We start from the raw sequence: 12241 nt of genomic DNA on the forward strand, positions 1-12241 counted from the left end.
ACTCAGACGGACTGATCAGCTCGGCCGTCGAAAGCGCCCGGCCAGCCGCGAGTTACACCACGCTATGGGGCATGATCCCCGTTCAAAAGCCGAGTAAAGGGTTTATGAGCATTGGCGGGGCCGCGAAAAAACTCAACGTATCATCAATGAAGATTTTGTCACTGCTTCTAAAAGGGGAGCTCGAGAAGGTTGAGTTGCTTTCCGAAGAACTAAAATTCTGTTCTGTTTTGGTCGACCTAGCAGAAGTGGCCCAACAGGTTGGAGCGAAGACTGGTAAGCTCGGAATGACCGTTTCTGCGACTGCTAGAGCCCTCGGTGTAACCTCCGAGACCGTCCAGTTGCTGCTCAACTGCTCGGACGGTGATCAGGGCGCGTTAGAGCTTAGTGGTCAAGTTCGGCATATGGGAGCTATGCGCGACCTTGTCGACCAAGATAGCGTAACACGGTTCAAGCAGCGATATCTCAAGCTATCGTTAATTGATGGGTTCTGGGCGGGCGACCCAGATCGTCTTCGTACCAAGTTAGCTCGAATGGATATCCTGCCAGTGTGGGAGCCAACTATGGTAAATGCAGAGTTTTACCGGCTTTCCGACCTCTAGAACGACCAAAATATTGCAACTGAGCCGCCCTTTTGGGCGGCTTTTTTGTGTCAAAACCTAGAATGCTATGGGCGACAATGACCTTGTAGATGGAAATCTTAACCGCCGTTTTTGAATTCTCCTTCAAAAAAATACAATAATATCAATAGGTCGTTTTTGCGGTATGGGCTTCAATGGGTTGGCGTTTCAAGTATTATTGAATGGTAGGATTGCCTGATGATGACGATGCACCGGTAGGCGGCGGGATAGTCGTCCGTGAAAGCCGTGGCGTAATACTGAAGAACAATAGCTATCGCGGTCCAGGGACTGCCATTGCTATTGAGAACTCGCAAGAAATTGATATTGATGGCCTAGACCACGTCGGTCCGGGGGTTGCAGTTGACATTCGCGATCTGATTGGTGGAACGATTCAGAACGTTACAACTTCCGAAACCTTGCAAAAGCTGCAAGAGACTCCTGAAACTAGAAGCCTCATCCAAGAAGCAGCAGAAGTAGTAAAGCAGTCGGAGAGCGACCCTTTGGCGGCTCAATATCTAATGGATACAAGATTAGGGAGATGGCTACGAAAACAAAAATTCGTTGATTGGGCTAGGTTGGTAGCACAATTGAGCGAATTGTAGTGTGATGCTCTGCCGACGAGCGGCGGGAAAAAGACCAAGTCTAACGGTACCCGCCGGGTCGCGTTAACCAAAATTAAACCAGTCTCTCCCTATCAAGGTCGTGAAAGGGAGAATTTGATGAAACGTCTTATTATATCGGGATTTCTCGCCGGATCGCTGGCGGGCTGTGTGGAGCCTCCGGCCTCACCGATGGAGGCCGCGGCGCGCAAAGCGGCGGCGGCGGAGTTGACGGCGAAACAATGTGCGGGTTTTGCGGGCGGCTATGAAAGCGTGCGCAAGCTGCGGCATGACGCGAACCAGAACATTGCCACCGCGCGGCGGCTTGGGGCGACGGATGCCACCATCGCCAAGGCGCGGGCGGATGTGCGCATGGCCTTTGATATGCAGGTCGCTTTCTCGACCCCGCAACAGGCCTGCAACATGATGGTGGGCGAATTGGCTTGGGCCACGGGGTGAGGACGTCTAGCGATGCGCCACGTCGAGCCAGATCGGCAAATGGTCCGAGGCGCGGCGGGTCTGGGCTGTCTCGATCACACCGCCTTGGCGCACGGTAAGATGTTGGTCCAAGGCGATGCGATCTAGGAAGGCCACGGGCATCCGCGCGTGATAGCTCTTGCCCGGCGCATGAATGGTGAACCGTTTCGCCAAACGCCCGAGACCCACCTTTTGCGACCATTCGTTCAGGTCGCCCGCGATCAGCGTCGGGCAGGCGGCGCAGGCGTCGAGATGGGCGATCATGGCGCTCAGTTGCTCCTTGCGCGACGGACGCAGCAGCCCCAGATGCGAGGCGATCACGCGCAACTGGCGCGCGCCGAGATGCAGGTCGGCCACCATGGCGCCGCGCGGCTCCACCCCCGGCAGGGTCAGATGCGCCACCCTGTCGATCTTGGCCGAGGGGCGGACCAGAACGGCATTGCCATGCCAGCCGATGCTCACGTCGCTCGGTGTGGGCACAGGGCGCAGGCCCGTCACCTCTTCGACCCGGTCGAGCGGAAGGGCCGAAGGGCGGGGGGCACGGCGGCGGTCGGCCTCTTGCAGCACCACCACATCGGCATGCAGACTGCGGATGATCCGCATGATCCGCTCAGGATCGCGGCGCCGGTCGGTGCCCATGGCCTTGCGGATGTTATAGCTCACGATGCGCAGCGATTGCGGGGCGACGGCGGGAATCATAGGATGGGCGCTCCCAGACGAAACAGCCCTTCGGCCACCTTGCGGAACATCCCGCTGGGCGGTCTTTCCATAGCGCAATGCTCGGAGAGATGTTCGAACCAATCATGCAGCTTCGCGACCGAGGCCGCGTCATAGACGAAAAGCGTGACCTCGAAATTCAGCAACATGCTGCGTACGTCGAAATTGGCCGTGCCCACCAGCCCCAGATCGTCGATGATCCCGGCTTTGGCGTGGATCATCCCGGGCTGGTAATAAAGCACATGGCCGCCCGCCTCATGCAGATCGCGCAGATAGGCACCCCGCGCGAAATCGGCCATCCGTTGGTTCGAACGTTCGGGGACCAGCACCCGCACATCCACCCCCCGCCGGGCCGCGGTGGTCAAAGCCGAACCGAGCGCCTCGGTCGGCACGAAATAGGGGGTCACCAGCCAAATCCGCGCCTCGGCCAGATGAATCGCGCGGATCAGACCATCATGCAGCGGGTCTTCGGCGATATCGGGGCCGGAGGGCACGAGCTGCACCGTTGCCGTCCCGCCCGTATGGGCCGCGACCGAGGGGGCCGGGTCCAAAGCCTCCCCGCTGGCGACGCCCCAGTCTGAGCGGAACACATCGCCGAAACTCTGCACCGCGCGGCCTTCGAGCAGAAAGGCCAGATCGGTCCAGCCATCCTCCAAGGCCGCAGGCCCGAGGTAATGTGCGCCGATGTTCATGCCCCCGGAAAAGACCCGCGCATCATCGGCGATGATCATTTTGCGGTGGTTGCGCAGGTTCAGATGGCCCGATCCCGGCAGTTGCAGTAGCGGAGAGTAGAAGCGCACATCGCCGCCCGCCTCGCGCAGGCGGCGCAGGGCGGCTGTCGGGCCACGCAGGGTGCCCAAACGGTCCATCAGCAGCCGAACCTTCACGCCCGCCTTGGCCCGTTCGGTCAGCGCGTCGACGAAAATGCGCCCGGTGTCATCATTGGCTACGATGTAAAAAAGCACGTCGAGCCGTTTCTCGGCCCCTTGGATCAGCGCCATGACCGCCTCATGGGCCGCCGTCGGGTCGCCCAAGAGCCGCAGGTCTTGGCCATGGACGGCGGCGGGCAGGCCGAAATACTGCATCGTCGCGTCAAGCGTATGCACAGGGCGGGGCGGCGGGCCGCCGGTATCGCCTTTCAGAAAATGCACCGGCGTGTATCGCGAGGATTGTTTGCGAAAGCCGAGCGCCAGAAACAGCGGCACCGCAACCCAGGGCAGCACGATGATGAACAACAGCCAAGCGGCAGTCGATTGCGGCGTGCGGCGTTGTTGCAAGATCACGATCGCCGCCAGCAGCGTCAGGATCACAATAATGACGACTTCCAGATGGGTGGTGATCCAAGACATGGGGTGGGGCCTGCTCCTTCTTGCTGACAATACAAGCAGATAACGCGTTCAGTGGTGACAGCAAGCCTCGGACGGGGTTTGGCGTGAGGGAATGGCGCGGGGCCGGGGGCGTTTTAGTGCTTCTCGATCTGGGAGCCTCTTTTGCGCAGTTGCCTCGGGGTCGTTTCTCTGCCGGAACTTTCGCTGCGGTGAGGGCAAACATGGCCGGGAATTCGTGTTGCGGCATCAACCCTTTGATTTAGCGAGGTAAAATGCATCTGCGCGCCGCCTAATTCGACACATGATACATAACTTAAGCGGCCCCTAGCCGAGGGTATGTTGCAAATGTGCGACAATCAGCGCATCGCAATTCTGTGATGTGAAAAAACTGAAACCCAACCCTAAATGGGGCGTTGCGTGAGTGACCCTGCGGCGAGGATCGCGGGGTCACCTGTATTTAAGGAGCAGAACATGAAACGCACGACAACAATCGCCAGCATCGCCCTGATCGCATCCAGCGCCTTCGCGGGTGCAGCAGCAGCCGGTTCGCTGGAAGACACCACCGTTGAAGCACCGGTTTTCACACCGGCGCCGACACCCGTGGCCGTTGATGGCGACTGGACAGGCTTCTACACCGGTCTTCAGGTCGGCCAGACCGACGTCGACAGCGACAGCGGCAACCTTGACGGCGACGACACGTCCTACGGTTTCCACGCCGGTTACGACTATGACTTCGGCAAATTCGTTCTGGGTGGTGAACTCGATTATGACAAGACCGACATTGATCTGGGCAACGGCGCAGGCGATGTGGACTCCGTGGCACGCGCTAAGGTCAAGGCTGGTTACGACTTCGGCAAGACACTGGTTTATGCAACAGCCGGTGCGGCCCGTGCCGACACAAGCGTTGGCGATGAAACTGGCCCCTTCGCCGGTCTGGGCGTTACCTACAAAGTGACCGACCGCTACACCGTCGGTGGCGAAGTGCTGCAGCACAAATTCGATGACGTAGGCGGCACAGGCGAAGATCTGGACGCGACCACGATCTCCCTGCGCGGTTCCATGCGCTTCTGATCTGACTTGGCGGGAGGACCCGCTTTGATGAAGGGCCGGCTTCCGAAAGGAGGCCGGTCTTTTTTGTTTACGCGGCGCGGCTGGCGCGCCCTTCGGCAAAGCGGCAGAGGTCGCGCAGGGCCGCCTCAAACGCGCTGTCTTCGATTGTCATGGCCACGCGCACATGGCCCGCCGCCGCCGCGCCGAAACTCTCGCCCGGCATCACCGCGATCTGCTGATCTTCCAGCAGGGCATCGGCAAATTCGCTGCCGCTGAGGCCCGTTGCGCGGACATCCAGCATCAGATACATCGCGCCTTGCGAGGGCACCGAACGCACCACGTTTTGAGCGCTCAAGACCCGCTGCGCCAGCGCGCGGCGGCGGGCGAAGGAGGCGCTGATTTCCTCTTCGAAAGCCGCACCCTGGGAGAGGGCATGGTCGCTCGCGTCCTGAATGAAGCCCGGCACGCCGTAGTTGGTATGGGTGGCAAGGTCGATCAGGTCGGCAATGATGTCTTCGGGCCCGATAATCCAGCCACAGCGGCTGCCGGTCATCGCGTGGGATTTCGACATGGAGCCGATGACCAGCGTCCGCTCCGCCATGCCGGGCAGGGCGCGAGGGCTGAGATGTGCGCCCTCCCAAATCTGCGTGTCATAGACCTCATCCGAGACGAGCCAGAGGTCGTGATCTTGGCAGACCTGTGCGATCTCTCCCAAGGTTTCGCGGCCATAGATCACGCCGGTCGGGTTGTTGGGCGTGTTGATCAACAGGGCCTTTGCGCCCTCGGCAGCTGCCGACAGTTCCGCCCTGCGGGGCAGGAACCCGTGATCGGCCCGCGCTTCGACCGACACGGCCCGTGCCCCGGCAGCACGCAGGGTGCCGGGGTAGGTGGCATAATAGGGGTCGATGTACAGCGCCGCATCACCGGGGTCGCAGACCGCCATGAACGCCGCGAATAGCCCCGCTTGCCCGCCCGGGGTGACCACCACATTGTCGCGCGTCGTCGGCACGCCGGTCCGCTCTTCGGCCCGTTTCGCAATCCGGTCGCGCAGGGCATCGGTGCCCGGCACGGCGGCATAGCCGGTATGGCCACCGAGGGCGCTGCGGTGCATCTCTTGCAGGATCGGGGCGGCGGTGCGGATGTCATGCTCGCCGATGGTAAGCTCGGTCACCGGCATCCCCGCCGCGATCATCGCGCGCGATTTGTGAAACACTTCCCAGCCGTCGGACCCTCCGGCCAGAACCCCTTTGATGCGCGATGATCTATCCATGATGCCTCCGAAATTTTCCGCACAAGGGGGCAGAGCCTTGGGGCTTTGTCAATCCGCGCAGGCAAGGCGGAGGGCAGGGTTGCATAAAACTTAACCGGACAAGGGGCTTGGCGCAGGGCGGCGCGCTTGCTACAACCCGGTCATGAACACCGCAACGCTCATTATTTGCTGCATTACCCGCTGAGACATCCTCGCGGGCCGCTGTTCACGTCATTCCCATTCTGACAAAACTATGCCAAGCCCGCGTCACACCCGCGCAAGGACGCCTGCCCATGACCCGTGACCTGACGATCAAGCTGCACAACACCGCCACCCGGAAAAAAGAGGATTTCACCCCGATCGATGCGCAGAATGTGCGGATGTATGTCTGCGGCCCCACCGTCTATGACCGGGCGCATCTGGGCAACGCACGGCCCGTGATCGTGTTCGATGTCCTTTATCGCTTGCTGCGCCATGTCTATGGGCCGCAGCATGTGACTTACGTGCGCAATTTCACCGATGTGGATGACAAGATCAACGCCCGCGCCGCTGAGAGCGGGCGCAGCATTGGAGAGATCACCGCCGAGACGACGCAGTGGTATCTGGATGACACGGCCGCCGTGGGCGCCTTGGAGCCCGATCACATGCCGCGTGCCACGCAGTATATCCCCCAGATGGTCGCGATGATCCGCGGGCTGGTGGATGAGGGTTACGCCTATGAGGCCGAGGGCCATGTGCTGTTCCGGGTGCGCAAATATGCCGAATATGGCGCGCTTTCGGGCCGGTCGGTCGACGATATGATTGCTGGTGCAAGGGTCGAGGTGGCGCCCTATAAAGAAGACCCGATGGATTTCGTGCTGTGGAAGCCTTCGGACGAAGACACCCCCGGCTGGGATTCCCCATGGGGTGAGGGGCGTCCGGGCTGGCATATCGAATGCTCCGCCATGGCGCATGACCTGTTGGGGGAGCGGTTCGACATCCACGGCGGCGGCATCGACCTGCAATTCCCGCATCATGAGAATGAGATCGCCCAGTCGAAATGCGCGGGCCACGGGTTCGCCAACTACTGGCTGCACAATGAGATGTTGCAGGTCGAGGGCAAGAAGATGTCCAAGTCCTTGGGCAACTTCTTTACCGTCCGTGACTTGCTGGACCAAGGCGTGCCGGGCGAGGTCATCCGTTTCGTGATGCTCTCGACCCATTACCGCAAGCCGATGGACTGGACCGAGAAGAAGCGCGAGGAGGCCGAGAAGACCCTGCGCAAATGGTATCTTCAGGCGGCGGAGGCCGAGGCCGCGACGCCCGGGCCTGAACTGGTGGCGCTTTTGGCCGATGATCTTAACACCCACGGTGCTTTGACCGAATGCCACCGGCTGTCCAACGCGGGCGATACGGCAGGCTTGCGCGGGGCGCTGTCGCTCTTGGGGCTGCTGGACGGTCTGATCCCCGAATGGGCCGCGGTTCAGGCGCTGGATCTGACCGATATCGAAGCCTTTCTGAGTGATGCCCGTGCGACCGCGATGGAGACGAAGGATTTCGCCGAGGTGGACCGGATCAAGAAAGCGCTGACTTCGGTCGGGATCGAGGTGCAGATGAGCAAGGATGGGGTAAAGCTGACGCCGCCGCCGGGCTTTGACCGGGGCCAGTTGGAGGGGTTGTTGTGACCATAGCCCCAACCGCCCCCCGGCGCGCATGCGCCATGCCCGACCTCCCCCCCGGGAGGGCATATCACAACATCTGCCGCGCGCGCTGTGATCAGAGAGTGTCAAAGCGCCAGTTGTTCTATTCGGCACGGCCCTCCCGAGGTCGGGCATGGCGCCTGCGCACCTCTGCTGAGGTTCGTGGCAGGAGGGCTACCTCATGACCCGCGCGCGCCTCACCCTCTACGACACCACCCTGCGTGACGGGCAGCAAACCCAAGGCGTGCAGTTCTCCACCGATGAGAAACGCCAGATCGCCAGCGCGCTCGACGCGCTTGGCGTGGATTACATCGAAGGCGGCTGGCCCGGCGCCAACCCGACCGACAGCGCTTTTTTCGACGCCGCGCCGCCGACGCAGGCAAGGCTCACCGCCTTTGGCATGACCAAACGCGCGGGCATGTCGGCTGAGAATGACGACGTGCTGGCCGCCGTGCTCAACGCGGGCACCAAATCCGTCTGCATCGTCGGCAAGACCCATGACTTCCACGTCAAAACCGCCCTCGGCATTACGCTGGCCGAGAACACCGACAACATCGCCAAATCCGTCGCCCATCTTGTCGCCCAAGGGCGCGAGGCGCTCTTCGACGCCGAGCATTTCTTTGACGGTTACAAGGCCAATCCAGACTACGCGCTGGAAGCGATCCGCGCGGCCTATGACGCGGGCGCGCGCTGGATCGTGCTTTGCGACACCAATGGCGGCACGCTGCCCGATGAGATCGGTCGTATCACCCGTGCGGTGATCGCGGCGGGCATCCCGGGGGATCATCTGGGTATTCATACCCACGACGACACCGAAAACGCCGTGGCCTGCACGCTAGCTGCCGTCGACGCGGGCGCGCGACAGATCCAAGGCACGCTCAACGGGCTGGGGGAGCGTTGTGGCAACGCCAACCTCACCACCCTGATCCCGATCCTGCTGCTGAAAGAGCCCTATGCCAGCGGTTACGAGATCGGCGTCACCCATGACGCGCTGCGCGGTCTGACCCGCACTAGTCGGATGCTGGATGAAATCCTAAACCGCGTGCCGATGAAACAGGCGGGTTTCGTCGGGTCTTCGGCCTTTGCGCATAAGGCGGGGCTGCATGCCAGTGCCATCGCCAAAGACCCCAGCACCTATGAGCATATCGACCCCGCGCTGGTCGGCAATACGCGCGTCATTCCGATGTCGAACCAAGCCGGGCAATCCAACCTGCGCAAACGGCTGAGCGATGCGGGCCTCTCAGTCGCCAAGGGCGACCCGGCGCTTGGCCGGATCTTGGAGGTGGTCAAGGACCGCGAGGCGCAGGGCTATGCCTATGACACCGCGCAGGCGAGCTTTGAGTTGCTGGCCCGCGACGTGATGGGCCAACTGCCGCATCTGTTCGAGGTCGAGCGCTACCGCGTCACCGTCGAACGCCGCCGCAATGCCGAAGGCCGGATGGTCAGCCTCTCCGAAGCGGTCGTGGTCATTGATGTGGACGGGGAAAAACGGCTCTCGGTCTCGGAATCGCTGGACGAGGATGGCGCGGACCGTGGCCCGGTTAACGCGCTGTCCAAGGCGCTGGCCAAGGATTTGGGCAAATACAGCAGCCTTCTGGAGGACATGCGTCTGGTTGACTTCAAGGTGCGCATCACCCAAGGCGGCACCGAAGCCACCACCCGCGTCATCATCGACAGCGAAGACGGGCAGGGACGGCGCTGGTCCACCGTGGGCGTCAGCGCCAACATACTCGACGCCTCATTCGAAGCGCTGCTTGATGCGATACGTTGGAAATTGATCCGGGACCGCGCCCAATGACAGATGATATGACCGCCTTTTTCACTCTCCATCGCGATCTGCCGCGCGAAGGGCCGGGGGAGCCTGCGGATGTGATCTGGGCCGTGGAACAGGTCGATCTGCCCGCGCGGGCCGAAATTGCCGATGTGGCCTGTGGCCCCGGCAGCGACATCGGCGCCCTGCGCGCGGCGATCCCGCAGGGCCATGTGACGGCCCTCGATCAAACTGCGCATTTCGTCGACACCGCGCGGGGCCGTTTCGTGGCCGATGGCAATGTCACCCTGCTGCGCGCCGATATGGCCGCCATCGCCAATGAATATGATCTCATTTGGTGCGCCGGTGCGGTCTATTTCCTTGGCGTGACCGAGGCGCTGACCCGCTGGCGCAAATCGCTGCGCGCGGGCGGGGTGGTGGCATTCTCCGAACCCTGCTGGCTGACGGATAGCCCGTCGGAAGAGGCCCGCGCGCAATGGGCGGATTACCCCGCGATGAGCGACGCAGACGGCATTGCCGAGCGGGTCCGCGCGGCGGGCTATGAGGTCGTGGCGAGCCGTGTCCTTTCGGATGAAGCTTGGGAGAATTACTACACCCCCTTGCAGGCGCGGATCGAAAAGCTGCGCCCCGCTGCGGATGATGATTTGGCTCAAGTGCTCGATGCCGCCGAGGCGGAGATCGCCTGCTGGCGCGCGCATCGGGATGAGTTCGGCTATCTTCTGACGGTGGCGCGCCCCGCATGACCTTTGACGCCGATCTGAACGCCTGCGCCGCCATGGTAGAGCGCGCCGACCCTTGGCGCTTTCGCGCCGCCATGGCCGCCCCCGTCGAGACGCGCAAGCTGCTCTTCCCGCTCTACGCCTTCAACGTCGAAGTTGCCCGCGCCCCATGGGTCACGCAAGAGACGATGATCGCCGAGATGCGCCTGCAATGGTGGCGCGACGCGCTGGAGGAGATCGCCAAGGGCGGCCCCGTCAGGCGGCATGAGGTGACCGCGCCGCTGGCCCGTGCGATTGCGCCAGAGGATGCCGCACTGCTCGATGAACTCGTCGCCGCGCGGCGGTGGGACATCTACAAAGACCCTTTCGAGGATGCCGCGCATTTCGAGCGCTACATCGACCAAACCGCAGGCCATCTGATGTGGGTCGCCGCCCGCCGCCTTGGGGCGACGGATGAAGCGTTGGTGCGCGATGCGGCCTATGCTACCGGCATCGCCGCGTGGCTCTGCGCCATTCCGAATTTGGAAGAGGCGGGCCGCGTGCCGCTGCTGGATGGTACGGCGGAGGGGGTCTCGGCCCTTGCCAAGGGCGCGCTCGATCGGCTGAAATCGGCGCGGGCCAATCGGGGGAAGATCCCCAAGGCGGCGCGCGCGGCGCTGCTGCCTGCCGCCCACGCGGGGCCGGTGTTGCGGGCCGCGGTGGATGCGCCGGAAAAGGTCTCGCAAGCCGCGCTGCCTGACCCGCGCCGCCATTTCGCGCTGCGGGCCATGGCGTCGCGCTGGTAGGCGCTTAGCTCAGCTGCGCCTCTTTGCGGCTGCGCAGTACCAGCCAGATCAGCGACCCACCGGCCAGCACCAAGAAGGGCACCATGGCAAGGTTCACCGCCGCCCAGCCTTCCTGCGCCGTGCCCCCCGAACAGTTCATGAGCCCGCCCGAGGCCAGCGAGGCCACCGTCACGCCGCCGAACACCAGCAAGTCGTTCAGGCCCTGCATCCGCCCGCGCTCATGCGGCTCATGCGCGCCCGCAAGCATCGTGGTGGCCCCGATGAAGCCAAAGTTCCACCCCAGCCCCAAAAGGATCAGCGCGACAAAGAAGTTGCCCAGTTCCACCCCCTGAAGCGCCACCACCCCGGCAGCGGCAAGGATCGCGATGCCAAGGCCCATGATCCGCTCAACCCCGAAACGGTTGATAAGATGGCCGGTGAAGAAGGACGGCGCGAACATCGCCAGCACATGGCCGGTAACCACATAGCCCGCGCTGTCTTGGCTATAGCCGCAGCCGACGACCGCCAGAGGGGTCGAGGTCATCACGAGGTTCATCAACGCATAGGAGACCATGGCGCAGATCACCGCGACGGCGATGCGCGGCGTGGTCAAAAGCTCCCAACGGCTGCGGCCCTTGGGCGCGTCATGGGCCGGGATCGGCGGTTTCGGAATATCGATGAAGAGAAACAGCAGCGCCCCGATCAAGTTCACCGCCACCACGGCCATATAGGTGCCGAGGAAGGGAACGACGAGGCTCATCGACGTGGCCGTGGCAAGCTGCGGCCCGATGATGGCCGAGACAAGGCCGCCCGCCATGACATAGGAAATCGCCTTGGGCCGGAAGTCATCCGACGCGGTATCGGCGGCGGCGAAGCGATAAAACCCCTGCGCCGACATGTAGATGCCCGTCAGAAGCGACCCCAGCAGGAAAACAGGAAAGGACGCCAGATAAAGCCCGTAGGCCGCGACCGCGCCGCCCAAGGCACCGCCCGCCGCACCCAAAAAGAACCCCGCGCGGCGGCCATAGCGCTGCATGATGGCCGAGACTGGCGTGGCCGAGAGCATGGAGCCCAAAACGATCATCGATATCGGCAAAGTGGCAAGACAGACGTTCGTCGCAAGCGACTGCCCGGCAAGACCTCCGACAAGGAAAATCATCGGCATCTGCGCCCCGAGAAAGGCCTGTGCTGCCACCAGCACCGCTACGTTGCGCCGCGCGCGTCTGTCGTCGATCATGTCTGAATTCCTCACTTCCCGCCAAGGGGTAGCC

General features: G+C 62.5%; 12 protein-coding genes. 8 read left to right on the forward strand and 4 right to left on the reverse strand.

Translation table 11 applies throughout. The features are described 5' to 3' along the window. The 3 genes from ACGYLA_RS01600 to ACGYLA_RS01610 form a co-directional block, all read left to right on the forward strand. The coding region (locus tag ACGYLA_RS01600) for a hypothetical protein (RefSeq protein ID WP_394429775.1) at nt 1–599 on the forward strand (599 nt) is incomplete at its 5' end. A 200-nt stretch (nt 600–799) separates the two neighbouring features. After that, nucleotides 800–1219: a hypothetical protein gene (locus ACGYLA_RS01605; RefSeq protein ID WP_394429777.1), complete on the forward strand. Its 420-nt coding sequence runs from the start codon at nt 800–802 to the stop codon at nt 1217–1219. Between the two features lie 117 nt (nt 1220–1336). Then, nucleotides 1337–1675 (forward strand): hypothetical protein, encoded by a 339-nt coding sequence (locus ACGYLA_RS01610; protein WP_067261600.1) that lies wholly within the window; start codon nt 1337–1339, stop codon nt 1673–1675. A gap of 6 nt (nt 1676–1681) precedes the next feature. Here the strand turns inward: ACGYLA_RS01610 and ACGYLA_RS01615 are convergent, their stop codons facing one another. After that, the gene (locus ACGYLA_RS01615) at nt 1682–2392 is read right to left on the reverse strand and encodes an endonuclease/exonuclease/phosphatase family protein (RefSeq protein WP_271687145.1); all 711 of its coding nucleotides are present in this window, start codon (nt 2390–2392) and stop codon (nt 1682–1684) included. Further along, nucleotides 2389–3759 (reverse strand): phospholipase D-like domain-containing protein, encoded by a 1371-nt coding sequence (locus tag ACGYLA_RS01620; protein WP_394429779.1) that lies wholly within the window; start codon nt 3757–3759, stop codon nt 2389–2391. The genes ACGYLA_RS01615 and ACGYLA_RS01620 overlap by 4 nt, the downstream gene beginning before the upstream one ends. A 450-nt stretch (nt 3760–4209) precedes the next feature. On the opposite strand from ACGYLA_RS01620, the gene ACGYLA_RS01625 reads away from it, so the two are divergent. Beyond that, nucleotides 4210–4809: an outer membrane protein gene (locus ACGYLA_RS01625; RefSeq protein WP_271687147.1), complete on the forward strand. Its 600-nt coding sequence runs from the start codon at nt 4210–4212 to the stop codon at nt 4807–4809. A gap of 67 nt (nt 4810–4876) precedes the next feature. On the opposite strand, the gene ACGYLA_RS01630 is transcribed toward ACGYLA_RS01625, so the two are convergent. Beyond that, nucleotides 4877–6058 (reverse strand): pyridoxal phosphate-dependent aminotransferase, encoded by a 1182-nt coding sequence (locus ACGYLA_RS01630; protein ID WP_394429781.1) that lies wholly within the window; start codon nt 6056–6058, stop codon nt 4877–4879. Nucleotides 6059–6330: 272 nt separating this feature from the next. Here ACGYLA_RS01630 and cysS point away from each other — a divergent pair, with 272 nt between their 5' ends. From cysS to ACGYLA_RS01650, 4 genes are all read left to right on the forward strand, one after another. Beyond that, entirely contained in the window at nt 6331–7701 is a 1371-nt protein-coding gene (gene cysS / locus ACGYLA_RS01635; RefSeq protein ID WP_394429783.1) for a cysteine--tRNA ligase, read from the forward strand. A gap of 196 nt (nt 7702–7897) precedes the next feature. Next, nucleotides 7898–9514: a citramalate synthase gene (gene cimA, locus ACGYLA_RS01640; protein ID WP_394429785.1), complete on the forward strand. Its 1617-nt coding sequence runs from the start codon at nt 7898–7900 to the stop codon at nt 9512–9514. Continuing rightward, the gene (locus ACGYLA_RS01645; RefSeq protein WP_394429787.1) at nt 9511–10230 is read left to right on the forward strand and encodes a class I SAM-dependent methyltransferase; all 720 of its coding nucleotides are present in this window, start codon (nt 9511–9513) and stop codon (nt 10228–10230) included. The genes cimA and ACGYLA_RS01645 overlap by 4 nt, the downstream gene beginning before the upstream one ends. After that, nucleotides 10227–10991: a squalene/phytoene synthase family protein gene (locus tag ACGYLA_RS01650; protein ID WP_394429789.1), complete on the forward strand. Its 765-nt coding sequence runs from the start codon at nt 10227–10229 to the stop codon at nt 10989–10991. Before ACGYLA_RS01645 ends, ACGYLA_RS01650 begins: the two co-directional genes overlap by 4 nt. 4 nt (nt 10992–10995) lie before the next feature. Here the strand turns inward: ACGYLA_RS01650 and ACGYLA_RS01655 are convergent, their stop codons facing one another. Beyond that, nucleotides 10996–12207: an MFS transporter gene (locus ACGYLA_RS01655; protein WP_394409470.1), complete on the reverse strand. Its 1212-nt coding sequence runs from the start codon at nt 12205–12207 to the stop codon at nt 10996–10998. Nucleotides 12208–12241 lie beyond the last annotated feature (34 nt).

The sequence above is a fragment of the Sulfitobacter sp. 1A13679 genome (assembly GCF_043557115.1).
Classification (GTDB): Bacteria; Pseudomonadota; Alphaproteobacteria; order Rhodobacterales; family Rhodobacteraceae; genus Sulfitobacter; species Sulfitobacter faviae.